The organism is Variovorax sp. 01N425, from assembly GCF_056399465.1.
Window position 1 is genome coordinate 136,296 of record NZ_JBFTRJ010000004.1, and the last position, 16,258, is coordinate 152,553.

General features: G+C 69.0%; 18 protein-coding genes. 7 read left to right on the forward strand and 11 right to left on the reverse strand.

Features of this window, described 5'->3' with window-relative positions; translation table 11 throughout:
* Positions 1 to 31: 31 nt before the first annotated feature.
* From AC1DSC_RS08450 to AC1DSC_RS08490, 9 genes are all read right to left on the reverse strand, one after another.
* The gene (locus tag AC1DSC_RS08450) at positions 32 to 862 is read right to left on the reverse strand and encodes an ATP-binding cassette domain-containing protein (protein ID WP_012748074.1); all 831 of its coding nucleotides are present in this window, start codon (positions 860 to 862) and stop codon (positions 32 to 34) included.
* Entirely contained in the window at positions 859 to 1,833 is a 975-nt protein-coding gene (locus tag AC1DSC_RS08455) for an aliphatic sulfonate ABC transporter substrate-binding protein (protein WP_436287757.1), read from the reverse strand. The genes AC1DSC_RS08450 and AC1DSC_RS08455 overlap by 4 nt, the downstream gene beginning before the upstream one ends.
* 11 nt (positions 1,834 to 1,844) lie before the next feature.
* Positions 1,845 to 2,699, reverse strand: coding sequence for an aliphatic sulfonate ABC transporter permease SsuC (ssuC, locus tag AC1DSC_RS08460; protein WP_012748076.1), 855 nt, complete (start codon positions 2,697 to 2,699; stop codon positions 1,845 to 1,847).
* Between the two features lie 12 nt (positions 2,700 to 2,711).
* Positions 2,712 to 3,881, reverse strand: a complete 1,170-nt coding sequence (gene ssuD / locus AC1DSC_RS08465; protein WP_018904527.1) for an FMNH2-dependent alkanesulfonate monooxygenase — start codon at positions 3,879 to 3,881, stop codon at positions 2,712 to 2,714.
* A gap of 24 nt (positions 3,882 to 3,905) precedes the next feature.
* Positions 3,906 to 4,055 (reverse strand): hypothetical protein, encoded by a 150-nt coding sequence (locus AC1DSC_RS08470; RefSeq protein ID WP_307592676.1) that lies wholly within the window; start codon positions 4,053 to 4,055, stop codon positions 3,906 to 3,908.
* A complete protein-coding gene (locus AC1DSC_RS08475) occupies positions 4,055 to 5,014 on the reverse strand; it encodes a sulfonate ABC transporter substrate-binding protein (protein ID WP_012748079.1) in 960 nt (319 codons plus the stop codon). The genes AC1DSC_RS08470 and AC1DSC_RS08475 overlap by 1 nt, the downstream gene beginning before the upstream one ends.
* A gap of 41 nt (positions 5,015 to 5,055) precedes the next feature.
* Positions 5,056 to 5,190, reverse strand: coding sequence for a hypothetical protein (locus AC1DSC_RS08480; RefSeq protein WP_012748080.1), 135 nt, complete (start codon positions 5,188 to 5,190; stop codon positions 5,056 to 5,058).
* A 118-nt stretch (positions 5,191 to 5,308) separates the two neighbouring features.
* The gene (gene ssuE / locus AC1DSC_RS08485; protein WP_027730598.1) at positions 5,309 to 5,893 is read right to left on the reverse strand and encodes an NADPH-dependent FMN reductase; all 585 of its coding nucleotides are present in this window, start codon (positions 5,891 to 5,893) and stop codon (positions 5,309 to 5,311) included.
* Between the two features lie 50 nt (positions 5,894 to 5,943).
* A complete protein-coding gene (locus AC1DSC_RS08490; protein ID WP_436287758.1) occupies positions 5,944 to 6,981 on the reverse strand; it encodes a sulfate ABC transporter substrate-binding protein in 1,038 nt (345 codons plus the stop codon).
* A 137-nt stretch (positions 6,982 to 7,118) separates the two neighbouring features.
* Here AC1DSC_RS08490 and AC1DSC_RS08495 point away from each other — a divergent pair, with 137 nt between their 5' ends.
* The 5 genes from AC1DSC_RS08495 to AC1DSC_RS08515 all read left to right on the forward strand — a co-directional run bounded on the left by AC1DSC_RS08495 (position 7,119) and on the right by AC1DSC_RS08515 (position 12,465).
* On the forward strand, positions 7,119 to 7,391 hold the full coding sequence (locus AC1DSC_RS08495) for an oxidative damage protection protein (RefSeq protein WP_012748083.1): 273 nt from the start codon (positions 7,119 to 7,121) through the stop codon (positions 7,389 to 7,391).
* A 7-nt stretch (positions 7,392 to 7,398) separates the two neighbouring features.
* The gene (gene mnmC, locus AC1DSC_RS08500; protein ID WP_436287759.1) at positions 7,399 to 9,261 is read left to right on the forward strand and encodes a bifunctional tRNA (5-methylaminomethyl-2-thiouridine)(34)-methyltransferase MnmC2/FAD-dependent 5-carboxymethylaminomethyl-2-thiouridine(34) oxidoreductase MnmC1; all 1,863 of its coding nucleotides are present in this window, start codon (positions 7,399 to 7,401) and stop codon (positions 9,259 to 9,261) included.
* A gap of 33 nt (positions 9,262 to 9,294) precedes the next feature.
* The gene (locus AC1DSC_RS08505) at positions 9,295 to 10,194 is read left to right on the forward strand and encodes a transglutaminase family protein (protein WP_230537788.1); all 900 of its coding nucleotides are present in this window, start codon (positions 9,295 to 9,297) and stop codon (positions 10,192 to 10,194) included.
* Between the two features lie 184 nt (positions 10,195 to 10,378).
* Positions 10,379 to 11,887, forward strand: a complete 1,509-nt coding sequence (locus tag AC1DSC_RS08510) for an alpha/beta hydrolase family protein (protein ID WP_436287760.1) — start codon at positions 10,379 to 10,381, stop codon at positions 11,885 to 11,887.
* 89 nt (positions 11,888 to 11,976) lie between these two features.
* Positions 11,977 to 12,465 (forward strand): YcxB family protein, encoded by a 489-nt coding sequence (locus AC1DSC_RS08515; RefSeq protein WP_436287761.1) that lies wholly within the window; start codon positions 11,977 to 11,979, stop codon positions 12,463 to 12,465.
* 6 nt (positions 12,466 to 12,471) lie between these two features.
* Here the strand turns inward: AC1DSC_RS08515 and AC1DSC_RS08520 are convergent, their stop codons facing one another.
* Together AC1DSC_RS08520 and AC1DSC_RS08525 are read right to left on the reverse strand one after the other, a co-directional pair.
* Positions 12,472 to 13,968: a sensor histidine kinase gene (locus tag AC1DSC_RS08520; RefSeq protein WP_018904533.1), complete on the reverse strand. Its 1,497-nt coding sequence runs from the start codon at positions 13,966 to 13,968 to the stop codon at positions 12,472 to 12,474.
* On the reverse strand, positions 13,968 to 14,696 hold the full coding sequence (locus tag AC1DSC_RS08525; protein ID WP_018904534.1) for a response regulator transcription factor: 729 nt from the start codon (positions 14,694 to 14,696) through the stop codon (positions 13,968 to 13,970). The genes AC1DSC_RS08520 and AC1DSC_RS08525 overlap by 1 nt, the downstream gene beginning before the upstream one ends.
* Positions 14,697 to 14,793: 97 nt before the next feature.
* Here AC1DSC_RS08525 and AC1DSC_RS08530 point away from each other — a divergent pair, with 97 nt between their 5' ends.
* Both AC1DSC_RS08530 and AC1DSC_RS08535 read left to right on the forward strand, forming a co-directional pair.
* Positions 14,794 to 15,426 carry a cytochrome b/b6 domain-containing protein gene (locus AC1DSC_RS08530; RefSeq protein WP_018904535.1) on the forward strand — a complete coding sequence of 211 codons (633 nt, stop codon included), beginning with the start codon at positions 14,794 to 14,796 and terminating at the stop codon, positions 15,424 to 15,426.
* Between the two features lies 1 nt (position 15,427).
* A complete protein-coding gene (locus tag AC1DSC_RS08535) occupies positions 15,428 to 16,219 on the forward strand; it encodes a molybdopterin-binding protein (protein WP_436287762.1) in 792 nt (263 codons plus the stop codon).
* Positions 16,220 to 16,258 lie beyond the last annotated feature (39 nt).

Genomic DNA, 16,258 nt, shown 5'->3' on the forward strand with positions numbered 1-16,258 from the left:
TGCCTTTCTTTCTTATGGATGAACGGTGGATTCAGATCGCCCAGCGCAGCGTGTGCGCCGAGGGCTGCAGCCAGTTGGCGTCCGTGGCGGCGGATTCGGCCTCGCCGGGCTTCTGCAGCACGCGGTCGAGGATGCGTTTCTCGATGGCTGCGAACGCCGGGTCGCCCTGCGAGCGCGGCCTGGCGAGCGCAATGTTCTCGTCGAGCGCAATGCGCCCGTCCTCGATCAGGATCACGCGGTCCGCGAGCGCCACGGCCTCCTGCACGTCATGCGTCACCAGCAGCGCGGTGAAGCGGTGGCGCTGCCACAGGTTCTCGATGAGACGATGCATCTCGATGCGCGTGAGCGCATCCAGCGCGCCCAGCGGCTCGTCGAGCAGCAGCAGCCGCGGGTGATGCACCAGCGCCCGTGCGAGCGCCACGCGCTGGCGCTGGCCGCCCGACAGGCGCGCCGGCCATTCGTTCTCGCGGTCGGCCAGGCCCACCTGCGCGAGCACCTCCTTGCCGCGCGCCTTGGCCTCGGCGGGCAGGCCGAGCGTCACGTTGTCGAGCACGCGGCGCCAGGGCAGGAGGCGCGCTTCCTGGAACATGATCCGGGTGTCGTCGTGCAGGCCGTCGATGGCCTTGCCGTCCGTGTAGAGCCCGCCGGCGCTGGCCTTCTCGAGCCCCGCAACCAGCCGCAGCAGCGTGCTCTTGCCGCAGCCGCTGCGCCCGACGATGGCGATGAACTGCCCCGGCTCGATGGCCAGCTGCGTGTTGCGCAGCACCTCGCGCTCGCCATAGCGCTTGTGCAGCCCGCGCGCCTCCAGGCGCACGCCCCCCGCAATGGCCAGCGGCCGTGTGTCTTTCAGAACAGCATTCATGATGATTTCAGGCCCGGTTGGAAGAGCGCCACGTCGAGCGCGTTGATCTTTCTAGGCAGCAGCTTTTCCGCGAAGAAGGCATCGGCGATGCGCTGCTGCTCGGCCAGCGCCTCGGCCACCACCGGACGCACCGTGTAGCTGCGGCGGGCGTTGGCCTGCTCGATGGTTGCCGCGTCCAGGCCCCATACGGGCGACAGCAGCGCCGCGGCTTCCTTCGGGTTCTGCTTGACCCATCGGCCGGTTCGCTCGAGCTCGGCATAGATCACGCGCAGCACGTCCGGGCGCGCCTTCGCGAACTTGGTGCTGGCGAGGTAGTAGCGCTGGTACGAGGCGATGCCCGTGCCATCGGCCAGCACGCGCACCCTGGCCTGGCGCTGCGCGGCCGCCAGGAACGGGTCCCACACGACCCAGGCGTCGATGGCGCCGCGCTCGAAGGCGGCACGGCCGTCGGCCGGCGTCAGGTAGGCGGGATCGATGTCCCTGAAGGACAGGCCAGCCTTCTCCAGCGCCGCGATCAGCAGGTAGTGCGCGCCGGCCGCCTTGGCGAAGCCGACCTTCTTTCCCTTCAGGTCGGCCACCGACCGGAGCGGCGAGTCCTCGCGCACGAGGATGGCCTGCGCGGCCGGCGACGGCGCTTCCTGCGCGACAAAGGTCAGGTCGGCGCCGGCGGCCTGCGCGAACACCGGCACGGTGTCGGCCACGTCGGCACTGATGTCCAGGTTGTCGAGGTTCAGCGCCTCGAGCAGCGGCAGGCCGCTGGTGAACTCGTGCCAGCTCAGCGTGGCGTTGAGCGGGGCGAGCTGCTTTTCGAGCGTGCCCTGCACCTTCAGCAGCGCGATCAGCGTCGAGGACTTCTGGTAGCCGAGCCGCACGGTAAGGGGCCGCGTGGCCCCGCCCTGCGCAAACGCGGCACCGGCGCCCAGTGCGCCCAGCGTGGCAATGGCCGCGCGCCGCGAAATGATGTTCTTCATGTGCCCTGCCCTCACTTCGCCGTCTTCTTCTGGTAGCCCGGATGCCAGCGCAGCCACCATTGCTCCAGCCCGCGCGCGAACAGGTCGGCCAGCTTGCCGAGCAGCGCATACAAGAGGATGCCCACCAGCACGATGTCGGTCTGCAGGAACTCGCGGGCGTTCATCGTGAGATAGCCGATACCGGCCTGCGCCGAGATGGTTTCGGCCACGATCAAAATCACCCACATCAGCCCGAGCGAAAAGCGCAGGCCCACCAGGATGGACGACAGCGCGCCGGGCAGGATCACCTCGCGGTACAGCTGCCAGCGCGAAAGCCCGTAGGTGCGCCCCATCTCGATCAGCTGCGGATCGACGTTGCGGATGCCGTGGAAGGTGTTGAGGTAGATCGGAAAGAACACCGACACCGAGATCAGGAACAGCTTGGCCGACTCGTCGATGCCAAACCACAGGATCACCAGCGGAATCAGCGCCAGCGCGGGGATGTTGCGCACCATCTGGATGGTCGAGTCGAGCAGCGTCTCGAAGAACTTCACCGAGCCCGTCAAGAGGCCCAGCACCAGCCCCGTGCCGCCGCCGATCGCAAGGCCCGCGAGCGCGCGGCCCGCACTGACCTTGACGTGCGTCCAGAGCTCGCCCGACACGGCCAGCGCCCAGGCGGCCTTGACCACGTCCACCGGTGCCGGCAGCACCCGCGTGGAGAGCCAGCCCAGCGACGAAGCGATCTGCCAGAAGACGATCAGCCCCACCGGCACCAGCCACGGCACCAGCCGAACCGCCACGCTGGCGCCGAAGGCCTTGAACGCGCCGCCGGTGGTTTCTTCCGAAGAAGACGCGACCGCCGGCAGTTCCTGTACCTGTTCCGTCATGGGAGATCCTTCTTAGCTTTGGGAGGCGAGGCGCGAAGGCGCATCGAGATTGGCAACGACTTCGCCGAACGGCCCGCTCAGCGAGCCGCCCGCGAGCCGCGACTGCGCCTTGCGCGAGAGCAGCGGGAACACCAGCTCGGCGAAGCGGTAGGCCTCTTCGAGATGCGGGTAGCCCGAGAGAATGAATTTGTCGAGGCCGAGCGCCGCGTATTCCTCGATGCGCGCCGCCACCGTCTTGGGGTCGCCCACCAGCGCCGTGCCCGCGCCGCCGCGCACCAGGCCGACGCCGGCCCAGAGGTTGGGAGAAATCTCGAGCTCGGCGCGCGAACGCCTGGCGCCGCCTGCATGCAGCGCGGCCATGCGGCGCTGGCCTTCGGAATCCATGCGGGCAAAGGCGGCCTGGGCGCGGATCACGGTCTCGTCGTCCACGCGGCTGATCAGCTCTTCGGCGGCCTTCCATGCGGCGTCTTCGGTCTCGCGCACGATCACGTGCAGCCGGATGCCGAACTCCACCGTGCGGCCCTTGCGCGCGGCGCGGTTGCGCACGTCGGCGATCTTCCTGGCCACCTCGGCGGGCGGTTCGCCCCAGGTGAGATAGGCATCGACCTGCTCGGCCGCAAGCTCGTGCGCGGCGGCCGACGAGCCGCCGAACCACACCGGCGGATAAGGCTCCTGCACCGGCGGATAGAGCAGCTTCGCGCCCTTCACGCTCAGGTGCCGGCCCTCGTAGTCGAAGGCCTGCCCGCTGTGGCTGCGCGCAAGGATCTCGCGCCAGATGCGGATGAACTCGGCCGATTGCTCGTAGCGCTGCGCATGGTCCAGGTACACGCCATCGCCTTCGAGCTCGGCCTGGTCGCCGCCGGTGACCAGGTTCACGAGCAGGCGGCCGCCCGAGAGGCGGTCGAATGTCGCGGCCATGCGCGCCGCCAGGCTGGGCTGGTGCAGGCCGGGGCGCACCGCCACCAGGAACTTGAGGTTCTTGGTCGCGCCGATCAGGCTCGAGGCAATCACCCACGGGTCTTCGCAGGAACGGCCGGTGGGAATCAGCACGCCTTCGTAGCCGAGCTGGTCGGCCGCGCCCGCGATCTGCTGCAGGTAGGCCAGGTCGATGGGCCGCGCACCTTCGCTGGTGCCGAGATAGCGGCTGTCGCCATGGGTGGGGAGAAACCAGAATATCTGCATGTGTCGTCTTTCGGTGGTGCTGCGTCAGATCGCGAACAAGGCGCCGCGCACGCGGGGCAGCGCGCAGCGCGAGCGCGGCGATGCGGCGCGCACACGCTGCCGCTCGGCAAGGCCCCAGGCGCGCGTGGTCGTGGCCAGCACGCGGGCGGCGCGATCGCGCAAGGCTTCCGGCATCACGCGATGCCCGCCGCGGCGGCCTCGAGCACGCTGATCCTTCGGGGGATCAGCTTCAGGTCGAAGAAGGTGTCGGCGATCTTCTGCTGCTCGGCAAGCACGGCCTTGCTGATGGGACTGGTCCCGTAGGCCGCGCGTGCCACCGTCAGTTCGGCCACCGGTTTCGGCAGGCCCCACAGGGCCGCGAACTCGGCGGCAAGATCGTCCTTGTGGGCGGTGCCCCAGACGTCGACCTTGTTGATCTCCTCGATCGCGATGGCCAGCACGTCGGCGTTCTTGGCCGCATAGCCGAGCGACGAGAAGTAATAGCCGCGGTTGCCCACCACGCCGGTCGCGTCGGCCAGGACGCGGGCCTCGAGCGATTTCTCGGCCGCGGCAAGGAACGGATCCCAGATCACCCAGGCATCGACCGAGCCCTTTTCGAAGGCCGCGCGCGCATCGGCCGGCGGCAGGAAGACGAGGTTCAGGTCGCTGTAGGCAAGGCCGTGCTTCTCGATCAGCTTGGCGATGAAGTAGTGGACGTTCGAGCCCTTGTTGAGCGCGACCTTCTTTCCCTTCAGCTCGGCCACGGTCCTGATGGCCGAGCCCTTGGGCACCAGCACCGCTTCCGACTGGGGCCGCGGCAGCGTGGTGGCCACGTAGGCCAGCGGCGCGCCGGCGGCCTGCGCGAAGATCGGCGGCGCCTCGCCCACGTCGCCGAAATCGATGGAGCCGACGTTCAGCGCCTCGAGCTGCACCGGGCCGGCGGTGAACTCGGTCCACTTCACGGCGACGCCGAGCGGCGCCAGCCGCTTCTCGAGCGTGCCGCGGCCCTTGAGGATGCTGAGGGCGCCCTTCTGGTGGCCGATGCGCAGCTGCCGCGCCGGCGCCTGGGCCAGCGCGGCGAAGGAAGGCAACGCGATTGCGGCGGCTGCGGCGCCTTGCAGCAGGCGGCGGCGCGGGATGGAGATGGAAGTCATGGACTCGTCCTTTTCGAATGCGGATGCGGATGCAGGTGGCCTCAGGCCGAGATGAAGCCGACGATGAGCGCGATGGCGGTCACCACGATCGTGCTGATGGCCAGGTCCCGCAGCGCCTTCCAGATGGAGCGGGGCTGCGCGTCGAGTGCGGAGTCTTCGGTGGCGACGGGGTTCATGCGTGATTCCTTGTGCAAAAACTTCGGGCAAGGCTGCGCCCTGGCCGCGCAGCGGCGGCTTCAAAGAGCGGGAACAGGAATGGGGCTGGCCGGACTCGGGTTCGATCAAGAACCCGTTCTAGACACTACATCGCACCCTGGAGAACGGCACGGGTTCGAAGCCGTGCGTGGCGGGCAGCTTCAGCCCTTCGGTCGCAAGCACCTCGACGGCCTCGTTGAGCCGCTCGGCCAGGTCGGTATGCACCTGGTAGGCGTTCTCGGGCGTGAGCGTGATCTGCGAATCGGTCGCGTAGACACCCGGCAGGATGTGGCGCGCCGACAGCGCATGCAGCACCGGCCGCAAGGCGTAGTCGAGCGCGAGCATGTGGTGCGGGCTGCCGCCGGTGGCTAGCGGCAGCACGGTCTTGCCCTTGAGCGCGTTCTGCGCCAGCAGGTCGAGAAAAACCTTCAGCACGCCGCTGTAGGCGGCCTTGTAGACCGGCGTCGCCACCACGACCACGCGCGCATGCGCCACCTGCGCAATCGCGCGCTCGATGGCCGGATGGTTCCAGTCCGCCAGCAGCAGCGCCTGGGCCGGCAGGTCGCGGATCGCGAGCCGTTCGATGCGCGCGCTGCGGCCGGCCAGCCGCTCGCCCACGGCCTCGAGCAATGCGCTGGAACGCGAAGGTGCGGAGGGACTGCCGGCAATCAGGAGAACGGACACGGAGGGACTTTCGGTTTTCTTCGGGATTTCGCTTCGAGGTGCGAGGCGGATTACTTCTGCTTGGTCGTGTAGATCTGGTCGAACGAAGCGCCGTCGGCAAAGTGCTCCTTGTCGGCCTTGGCCCAGCCGCCGAAGGCCTGGTCGATGGTCACCAGCGTGAGCTTGGGAAACTGCTTGTCGTACTTGGCCTTGGCCTTTTCCGAGGTCGGGCGGTAGAAGTTGCGGCCCGCAATGTCCTGGCCTTCGTCCGAATACAGGTACTTGAGGTATTCCTCGGCCACCGCGCGGGTGCCCTTCTTGTCGACCACCTTGTCGACCACCGCCACGGTGGGCTCGGCCAGGATCGAGATCGACGGCACCACGATCTCGAACTTCTCGGCGCCGAATTCCTTCAGCGCCAGGAAGGCTTCGTTCTCCCAGGCCAGCAGCACGTCGCCCACGCCGCGCTGCACGAAGGTGATGGTGGCGCCACGCGCGCCGGCATCGAGCACCGGAACGTTCTTGAACAGGCTGCCGATGTATTCCTTGGCCTTGGCGTCGCTGCCGTACTTGCGCTTGGCGAATTCCCAGGCAGCCAGGTAGTTCCAGCGCGCGCCGCCGGAGGTCTTGGGGTTGGGCGTGATCACCTGCACACCGGGTTTCACGAGGTCGTCCCAGTCCTTCAGGCCCTTGGGATTGCCCTTCTTCACCAGGAACACGATGGTCGAGGTGTAGGGCGCCGAGTTCTGCGGCAGGCGCTTTTGCCAGTCGGCCTTGACCAAGCCGCCGTGCGTGGCGAGCGCGTCGATGTCGCCGCCCAGCGCCAGCGTGGCAACGTCGGCATCGATGCCGTCGATGATCGAGCGGGCCTGCTTGCCCGAGCCGCCGTGCGACTGCTTGATGGTCACGTCCTGGCCGGTCTTGCCCTTCCAGTATTTGGCGAAGGCGCGGTTGTAGTCGACGTAGAGCTCGCGCGTCGGGTCGTACGACACGTTGAGCAGCGTCACGGGGGCCGCGCCCTGCGCGAACGACGGCAATGCCGTCAGGGCCATGGCGCCGGCCACGCCGGCACCCAGGGAAAGCTTGATAAAGTCGCGGCGAAGGCTCATGGTGTCTTGCTCAAAAAGGCATATCAATGAAGCTGCGTATTCTCAATACGACATATAGAAACTGGAACGACCGAGTTTTCAGTTCTAAATAGCCAAATCAACTAAGCAACCGCTTTCCCCACCAGAGGCAATCAAAAATGGCACGCATGGTTCAGTGCATCAAGCTCGGCAAAGAAGCCGAAGGGCTCGACTTCCCGCCCTATCCCGGGGAACTGGGGAAGCGCCTGTGGGAAAACGTCAGCAAGGAAGCCTGGGCCGCCTGGCTCAAGCAGCAGACCATGCTGGTCAACGAAAACCGGCTGAACCTGGCCGATCTGCGCGCCCGCCAGTACCTGGCCCGCCAGATGGAAAAGCACTTCTTCGGCGAAGGCGCGGACGTCGCGCAGGGCTACGTTCCCCCCTCGAACTGAGCCCGTCTTGGCCGCCGAGCCCGTCGCCTGGCGCGCCGACGGCGTGCCGTCGAGCGAGCGCTTCGGCGACATCTATCACACCGAAACCGGGGCGCTGGCGCAGTCGCGCCATGTGTTCCTGGGCGGCTGCGGCCTGCCCGGCGCCTGGTCCGGACGGCCGCAATGGCGGATTCTCGAAACCGGATTCGGGCTCGGCCTCAATTTCCTGACGAGTTGGCAGGCCTGGCGCGCCGATGCGAACCGGCCGCGGATGCTGCACTACGTCTCGGTCGAGGCGTACCCGGTCGGGCCCCATGACCTGCTGCGCGCCGCCGGGGCCTACCCCGAGCTGATGCCGCTGGCCGAGCAACTGGCCGCGCAGTGGCACGGGCTGCTGCCGGGCTTTCACCGGCTGGCCTTCGACGCCGGCCGCGTGCTGCTCACGCTGTGCATCGGCGACGTGCAGCCGATGCTGCGCGCCCAGCGCTTCGAGGCCGACAGCCTCTTCCTGGACGGCTTCAGCCCGCAGCAGAACCCCGCCATGTGGTCGCCCGACACGCTGAAGGCGGTGTCGCGCTTTGCGCGCCAAGGCACCGGCCTTGCCACCTGGACCTATGCCCGTGCGGTGCGCGATGCGCTCTCGCAGAACGGCTTCCAGCTCAAAAGGCGCCCAGGCCTGCCGCCCAAGCGCGACTGCCTCGCCGGCGTGTTCGCGCCGGCCTGGACGGTGCGCCGCCGCGGCCCCGCGCCCGAGCACGTCGAAGCACCGGGCCGCTGCGCCGTGATCGGCGCCGGGCTGGCCGGCGCGGCCGTGGCGGCCAGCCTGTCGCGGCGCGGATGGCAGGTCACGGTGCTCGATGCGGCCGATCGTCCTGCGGCCGGTGCGTCCGGACTGCCGGTCGGCGTGATGGCGCCGCATGTCTCGCCAGACGACGCCCTGCTGTCGCGGCTCACGCGCGCCGGCATCCGCGCGACCTGGCATGAACTGGAACGCCTGCTGGAGGAAGGCCGCGATTGGCGCGCCAGCGGCGTGCTGGAGCGCCGGCCCGAGGGGGACACGCGCGTGCCCGCCGGGTGGAGCGACAGCGGCCCCAACGAGTCGTGGCCCGCGAGCGCCGCGCAATTGGCACAGGCGCGCTTGCCGGCCGACGCGCCGGCCCTCTGGCATGCGCGCGCGGGCTGGGTGCGGCCGCAACGGCTGATCACGGCCTGGCTGCGCGGGCCGGGCATCGAATTCCGCGGCAACGCACGGGTGGCACGCATGGCGCACGGCGGCGGCACGTGGCAGCTGTTCGATGCGGCGGACCGGCTGCTGGCCGAGGCGGAGCGCGTGGTGATCGCCGCGGGCTTCGAATCGGGCCGCTTCGCACCGAGGCTTCCGCTGCAGCCCGTGCGCGGCCAGGTCATGTGGGGCGCGATGGTGGCGCATGACGGGCTGCCCGCGACACCCGTCAATGGCGACGGCCACCTGATCGCGCACGTACCCGCCGACGGCGACGGCACCCAGCTCTGGCTGGCCGGCGCCACCTTCGACCGCAACAGCACCAATCTCGAGGCGAACGGCGCCGATGCCACCGCCAACCGCGAGCGCCTGGAGCGGCTGCATCCCGCCGCGGCCGCCGCGCTGGCTGCGAGCTTCGACCGCGGCCAGGTCCACGCCTGGGTCGGCGTGCGCTGCGCATCGGGCGACCGCCGGCCGCTGGTCGGCCCGCTCGATGCCGATGAGGCGTCCGGTGCGCCGGGCCCCTGGGCCTGCACCGCGCTGGGCTCGCGCGGCCTGAGCTTTGCCGCCCTGTGCGCCGAACTGCTGGCCGCGCAATGGCATGGCGAACCGCTGCCGCTGCCGGCCAACCTGGCCAAGGCGCTCTCGACCGCGCGAACGCAAGCGTAGGCACTGCCGCGCCAAGGCCCCAGAATGCAGCGCATGGCCATCCAATACGACATCACGCACACCACCGTCTACCGCTACAAGAAGCCGGTCACCTTCGGTCTGCACCGGGTGATGTTCCGCCCGCGCGACAGCCACGACCTGCGCGTGCTCGCCACCGACCTGCAGGTGAGTCCCGAGTCGTTCACCCGGCTGATCCAGGACCCGCATTCGAACTCGGTCGCGCTGGTGCAGCCCATGGGCGAGGCCACGGAGCTGCGCATCGTGTGCTCCTTCACCATCGAGCACGTGCCGGCGCAGCAGGACCAGCTCGCGCTCGATCCGGCCGCCGAGTTCCTGCCCTTCGCCTATTCGGTGCAGGAGCGGCTCGACCTCGAGCACTACCTGCGCCCGCACCACGACGACGATGCCAACGGCACGCTGATCCGCTGGGCCCACCAGTTCCTGCACACCGACCAGCCCAACAGCACGCGCGAAGTGCTCGCGCGCATGAACGCGCACATCGGCCAGAGCCTCGAATACAAGGCGCGCGACGAGGAAGGCACGCAGACGCCGCTGCAGACGCTGGCGCTGGGCAGCGGCAGCTGCCGCGACTACGCGCTCCTGATGATGGAGGCCGCGCGGCGGCTGGGCATTGCCACGCGCTTCGTCTCGGGCTACCTGTACGACGCCGCGCTCGACCGCGCGGCCCAGGCGCCCGGCGAATCGATGACCGGCGCCGGCACCACGCACGCCTGGCTGCAGGCCTACCTGCCGGGCATCGGCTGGCTCGCCTTCGATCCCACCAACAACCTCATGGGCAGCGGCCAGCTGATCCGCGTCGGCGTCACGCGCGACCCGGCACAGGCCGCGCCGATCTCGGGCAGCTGGTATGGCGATGCCGAGGCCTACGACGGCCTCGAAGCCACCGTGGTGGTGACGCGCCGCAAGGGCTGACGCAGCGCGCGCGGGTGTCGCGCAGGAGATAGCAGCTACGGGAAAGCCCGGGCCGATGCGCCCGGCAACGCCCCTACGCTGCGCCGCCGGTCCAGCGAAATAGCACGGTCGTTCTCTACGGCCGCGCGAGGCTGCGCTGCGCCGGGCTTCTTCCCAACAACACAAGAACGGAGAGAGACATCCCATGCATTCCGCACGCCTGACATTTCTTGCCCTTGCAGCCAGCCTTGCCGTCGCCTCCTGCGGCGGGGGCGGCGGCGGCAACGGCTTTGCCTTCATGCCATTGCCGCCGGCGCCGGCACCCGCGCCGCCGGCACCGCCTCCTCCACCTCCCCCGCCGCCCGAAGAAACCCGCCTGCAGGACAGCCGCAACTCCTTCGCGCCCGCCGATCCCGCGGCCACCACCTTCGCGGCGCTCGCCTCCGACGCCGGCGACACCGTCGACAACACCACCACCAGCCGCTGGGCCGGCATGCTCGGCGGCGCGCAGTACCGCGTCGAGGTGCCCGCCAACTGGAACGGCAAGCTCGTGATGTACGCGCATGGCTACGCCGGCGAAAGCAACCTGCTGCAGGTGAACAACCCCTCCATCCGCCGCTTCCTGATCCAGAACGGCTACGCCTGGGCCGCCTCGAGCTACAGCAAGAATTTCTACGACGTGCGCGCGGGCGTGGAAGACACCAACGCGCTGGCCCTGCAGTTCAACGCCATCGCCAAGGCCAACGGCCGCGAGCTCGCGGCGCCCTCGAGGATCTACATCACGGGCCATTCGATGGGCGGCCACATCACGGCGGCGGCCATCGAGGACGAGGCCTACGCCACCGCCAACCACAAGATGAAGTACCACGGCGCGGTGCCGATGTGCGGCGTGATGGGCGACACCGAACTGTTCGACTACTTTGCGGGCGCGCAGGTTGCCGCGCAGGCGCTGGCAGGGCTGCCCAAGTACCCGAGCGTCAACTGGCTGGACATCCGGGCGCAGGTCACGGGCACGCTGTACACCGCCTTCCCGGGCACGCCCACGGCCACCGGCCTGAAGTTCGGCTCGGTGGTGAAGAACCTCACGGGCGGCGAGCGGCCGATGTTCGACCTGGGCTTCACGCAGGGCGGCTCTTTCGCGGCGGTATGGGGCGTGTTCGGCAGCGATGGCACGGTCAACGGCATCCTGAACCGGAGCACGCTCGACACCAACCGCTTCACCTACACCATCGACGGCGACGTGCCGGGCACCACGGCGCTGAACACCTCGGTGCTCAAGCTGACCGCGGCGGCCGATGCCAACCGCCTGCGCACCGACGGCCTGCGCTGGATTCCCAAGGCCAATGGCGAGTTCAGGATTCCGGTGGTCACGCTGCACACGCTGGGCGACCTGTACGTGCCCTTCAGCATGGAGCAGATCTACCACCAGCGCGTGGCGGCCAAGGGCAACGGCGGCTGGCTGGTGCAGCGCGCGGTGCGCGGCATCTCGCACTGCGACTTCACGATCGCCGAACAGGTCGAGGCCTTCGACGCGATGGTCAAGTGGGAGCGCGACGGCGTGAAGCCGGCGGGCGACGACGTGGTCACCGCTGCCACGGTGGCGGACCCGGCCTACGGCTGCACGTTCACGCGCCCGCTCGGCACGCTGGACGAAAGCCCCACCAGCAAGGCGACGCGTCCGGGCGCAGCCGCGGCACGCCCCTGCCCGCCCTGAGCGGCGGGATCGGCAGGTGGATCGGCCGATGCTGGGCGCCCGCGCTGTAGCATCGCCTCCACCCACAGGCCACCCACGAGCGCTGCACGATGACCGCGACATTCAGTATCTCCGAGGACGACTATGTCGACGCCATGAAGCTCTACGCGCGCCTGCCGCGCACAGCGCGCTGGCTCCTGGGGGCCGCGGCCGTGCTGCTCGTGCTGGCGGCGGTCTTCGGCACGCGGCAGGTCCAGGCGAGCGCGCTGGGCGGCCTGGCCGGCGGCGCGGGCGTGCTGCTGGCCATGCGCGTTTTCGTCATGCCGATGACGGCCCGCCGGCACTACCGCAAGTACAAGGCGATCCGCGAAGAGTTTTCTGCGGAGCTGCTGGACGACGCACTGCGCCTTCGCGCCCCGCACGGCGAGAGCCGGATCGTCTGGGCGAACGTGCTCAAGTGGCGGCAGGACGACCGCTTCGTGCTCATCTACCTGATGCCGCGCCTCTTCCATGCGCTGCCCAGGTCGGTGGCGTCGCAGGGCTTCGACCTGCCGGGGCTCATCGAGCGGCTGAACCGGCACGTCGGCCCCGAAGCCTGAGGCGCTTCAGGCGGCCGTGGCGCCGCCTAGCTGAAAGCGGAACACCGCCCCCTTGTCGGGCTGCTGCACGAGCCGGATGTCGCTGCCGTGCAGCTGCAGGATGCGCTGCACGATCACCAGGCCCAGCCCGCCGCTGCCGGAACCGTCGCTGCGCGCCCCGCTCAAGAACACCGGGCGCACGAAGAGCCCCTTCTGCAGCTCGCCCGGAATGCCCGGGCCCGTGTCGCTCACCTGCACCGCCACGCCCGAGCTGGCGGGCCGCAGCTGCACCTCGATCTGGCCGCCGGCCGGCGTGTGGCGGATGGCGTTGTCCAGCAGGTTGGTCAGCACGCGCTCGATCATCCCGAGGTCGGCCGACACCACCGGCAGGCCCGGCGCGATGTCGGGCCTGAGCTGCTGGTGGCGCGCCTCGGCCGCGAGTTCGAATTTCTGGAACACGTCCTGCACGAGATCGGCCAGCGCGAAGTTCTCCTTCTCGGGCTTGACCACGCCGTATTCGAGCCGCGCCAGTTCGAACAGCTCCTGTGCGAGCCGGCCCACCTTGCGGCTCTGGCCGAGCGCGATTTCCAGGTAGCGCCGGCGCTCCTCTTCGCTCAGCGAGCCGGCCTTGAGCAGCAGGGTTTCGAGATAGCCGTGCAGTGAAGTGAGCGGCGTGCGCAGGTCGTGCGAGATGTTGGCGAAGAGCTCGCGGCGCTGCTGGTCCGAAAGCGTGAGTTCGCGCCATTGCTCGGCGATGCGGCGCGTCATCTGCGTGAAGGCCTGGCCCAGCAGCGCGATCTCGTCGCCGCCGCGCGAGAGCCGCGCAAGGGTGGGCGCCTCGCCCCCGGGCGAAGCCGGGCCTTCGGTCTCGAAGCGCTTGACGGCCTGGGTCAGCTCGCGCAGCGGCCGCGTGATGAGCCGGAACGCCGCCAGGCCCGCAATGAGGCCGAGCAACGCCACCAGCGCCATCGACCAGAGCGTGGTGCGCAAGAGGTTGTCGGCCGCGAGCCTGGCCGCCAGCGCGTCGTAGTCCTCGCCCTGCAGCACCACGTAGACATAACCCGCATCCCGTCCGCCCACCTTGAGCGGCGCGGCGCTGAACACCTTGGCCGCATCCGCGCTGCGCGGATCGTCGCCCACGATGGGCAGCGCAGCACCCGACAGGAGCTTGCGGATCGGCTCCAGTGCCACACGGTCGCGCTTCAGGTGCCCGGGCGGCGCGGCCTGGGCCTCGATGCGGCCGTCCAGCCCCAGCAGGTAGACCTCCACGGCGGGGTTGACCGCCATCAGCTTGTCGAACAGGTCCTTCACCGCGGCCTGGTTGAGGCCGCCGGGGCGCATCAGCTCCGAGTTCTCGGCGATGTGCGCCGCCAGCCCCATCGACAGGCGCTGCACCACCTCCTGCCCGTGCAGCCCGCTCGCGCGCACCTGCAGCCAGGCCGAGGCGCCGCAGCAGGCCAGCAGCAGCAGCGCGAACACCACCGAGAGGCGGCGCGAGAGCGTGGCCCAACTGGCCCAGGCCATCACGCGCCCCCTTCCTCGCCGGCTCCGGTGGGCGAGAGCTTGTAGCCCCGCCCCCAGACGGTCAGGATGCGCCGCGGCTCGGCCGGATCGGCCTCGACCTTGGTGCGCAGCCGGTTGATGTGCGTGTTGACCGTGTGCTCGTAGCCGTCGTGCTGGTAGCCCCAGACCTGGTTGAGCAGGTCGAGCCGCGAGAACACCTTGCCCGGATGGCGCGCAAAGAAGTACAGCAGGTCGAACTCGCGCGGCGTGAGCTCGATCAGCCTGGCATCGACGCGCACCTCGCGCGCCACAGGATCGATGTCCAGGTTGCCCAGCGTGAGGCTGCCCGACTCCAGGCGGGCATTGCGCGCCAGCGCATCGGTGCGCCGCAGCAGCGCCTTGACGCGCGCCACGAGTTCCAGCACCGAGAAGGGCTTGGCCAGGTAGTCGTCGGCGCCCAGCTCCAGGCCAAGGATGCGGTGCACCTCGCTCGACCGTGCGCTGATGATGATGATCGGCGTGTAGCGCGCCATGGCGCGGGCGCGGCGGCAGATCTCGAGGCCGTCCACGCCGGGCAGCATCAGGTCGAGCACCAGCGCGTCCCAATGGCCGCGCTCCAGTTCGCGCAGGCCCGCGTGGCCGTCCGCGGCGTGTTCGATCACATAGCCTTCGTCGCGCAGGTGCATGCGCAGCAGTTCGGCGATGTGGGCGTCGTCCTCGACGATCAGCACGCGTTTGGCAGTGTCCATGGCACCGATTGTCCCGCCAACCGGCTTTCGGAGTTATCACGATTAATTGAACTCTGCGTGATGAATCGGCCATGGGGTGCGCCCAAGAATCGGCTCCATGACCAGCACCGCCATCGCAAGCACCGCACCCGATGCCCGCCCCATCCACCCGCTGTGGATGCGCATCACGCACTGGCTCAATGCCCTTGCGGTGCTGGTGCTGGTGACGAGCGGCTGGCGCATCTACAACGCATCGCCCCTCTTTGAATTCCGCTTTCCGGGCGCGGTGACGCTGGGCGGCTGGCTCGGCGGTGCGCTGCAATGGCATTTCGCGGCCATGTGGCTGCTGGTGTTCAATGGCTTGGTCTACCTGGCGATCAACATCGCGAGCGGCCGGCTGGCCGCCAGGTTCTTTCCGGTCACGCCGGCCGGTGTCTGGCACGACGCGCTGGCCGCGCTCAAGGGCCGGCTCTCGCATGCCGACCCGCGCCGCTACAACAGCGTGCAGAAGCTGGCCTACCTGTTCGTGATGCTCGACATCGCCGTGATCGTGCTTTCGGGCCTCGTGCTGTGGAAGTCCGTGCAGTTCGCCGTGCTGCGCGACCTGCTGGGCGGCTACGAATTTGCGCGCCGCATCCACTTCTTCGGCATGGCCTCGCTGATCGCCTTCGTCGCCCTACACCTGGTGATGGTGGCGCTGGTGCCCCGCACCCTTCTCACCATGATCCGCGGCCGCGCGCCAAAAGCCTGATATGAGAATCTTCAAAGCCCCAAAGATGATCGGCGTCGATGCCGACGCCGTGGTGCGCGAGGCCCGCACACTGATCGCGAAGCAGCTCGACCAGCCCGCGCGCCGCGCCTTCCTGCAGCGCTCGCTGACGCTCGGCGGCCTTTCGCTGCTTACGGGATGCAGCATCAGCGACGACAGCCATGTGGAAGCGGCGCTCTCGAAGATCTCGCGCTTCAATGACAAGGTGCAGGGCCTCATTTTCAGCCCGACGCAGCTCGCCGAAACCTACCCGGAATCGATGATCACCCGGCCCTTTCCGTTCAATGCCTACTACGGCGAGGACGAGGTCCGCGAGGTCGACGAGGCCGGCTACAAGCTCGAAGTGACAGGCATGGTCGCCGACAGGCGCAGCTGGACACTGGCCGAGCTGCGCGCCATGCCGCAGCACGACCAGGTCACGCGCCACATCTGCGTCGAGGGCTGGAGCGCGATCGGCAAGTGGGGCGGCGTGCGCTTTGCGGACTTCCTGCGCCGCATCGGCGCGGACACCACCGCCAGGTATGTCGGCTTCAAGTGCGCCGACGACTACTACACCAGCATCGACATGCCGACCGCGCTGCACCCGCAGACGCTGCTCACGCTCAGCTACGACGGCCAGCCCCTGCCGCCCAAGTACGGCTTTCCGATGAAGCTGCGGATGCCGACCAAGCTTGGCTACAAGAACCCCAAGCACATCAAGGCGATGTTCGTCACCAACACCTATTCCGGTGGCTACTGGGAAGACCAGGGCTACAACTGGTTCGGAGGGAGCTGAGCCGCACCCGTGCGGCTCGACTGCCGATGAAAGCGCGAG

Coding starts and splice junctions, on each gene's coding strand:
- AC1DSC_RS08450 (WP_012748074.1), bottom strand. CDS start 862: ATGAATGCTGTTCTGAAAGACACACGGCCGCTGGCCATTGCGGGGGGC.
- AC1DSC_RS08455 (WP_436287757.1), bottom strand. CDS start 1,833: ATGAAGAACATCATTTCGCGGCGCGCGGCCATTGCCACGCTGGGCGCA.
- ssuC (WP_012748076.1), bottom strand. CDS start 2,699: ATGACGGAACAGGTACAGGAACTGCCGGCGGTCGCGTCTTCTTCGGAA.
- ssuD (WP_018904527.1), bottom strand. CDS start 3,881: ATGCAGATATTCTGGTTTCTCCCCACCCATGGCGACAGCCGCTATCTC.
- AC1DSC_RS08470 (WP_307592676.1), bottom strand. CDS start 4,055: ATGCCGGAAGCCTTGCGCGATCGCGCCGCCCGCGTGCTGGCCACGACC.
- AC1DSC_RS08475 (WP_012748079.1), bottom strand. CDS start 5,014: ATGACTTCCATCTCCATCCCGCGCCGCCGCCTGCTGCAAGGCGCCGCA.
- AC1DSC_RS08480 (WP_012748080.1), bottom strand. CDS start 5,190: ATGAACCCCGTCGCCACCGAAGACTCCGCACTCGACGCGCAGCCCCGC.
- AC1DSC_RS08490 (WP_436287758.1), bottom strand. CDS start 6,981: ATGAGCCTTCGCCGCGACTTTATCAAGCTTTCCCTGGGTGCCGGCGTG.
- AC1DSC_RS08495 (WP_012748083.1), top strand. CDS start 7,119: ATGGCACGCATGGTTCAGTGCATCAAGCTCGGCAAAGAAGCCGAAGGG.
- AC1DSC_RS08505 (WP_230537788.1), top strand. CDS start 9,295: ATGGCCATCCAATACGACATCACGCACACCACCGTCTACCGCTACAAG.
- AC1DSC_RS08510 (WP_436287760.1), top strand. CDS start 10,379: ATGCATTCCGCACGCCTGACATTTCTTGCCCTTGCAGCCAGCCTTGCC.
- AC1DSC_RS08515 (WP_436287761.1), top strand. CDS start 11,977: ATGACCGCGACATTCAGTATCTCCGAGGACGACTATGTCGACGCCATG.
- AC1DSC_RS08520 (WP_018904533.1), bottom strand. CDS start 13,968: ATGGCCTGGGCCAGTTGGGCCACGCTCTCGCGCCGCCTCTCGGTGGTG.
- AC1DSC_RS08525 (WP_018904534.1), bottom strand. CDS start 14,696: ATGGACACTGCCAAACGCGTGCTGATCGTCGAGGACGACGCCCACATC.
- AC1DSC_RS08530 (WP_018904535.1), top strand. CDS start 14,794: ATGACCAGCACCGCCATCGCAAGCACCGCACCCGATGCCCGCCCCATC.
- AC1DSC_RS08535 (WP_436287762.1), top strand. CDS start 15,428: ATGAGAATCTTCAAAGCCCCAAAGATGATCGGCGTCGATGCCGACGCC.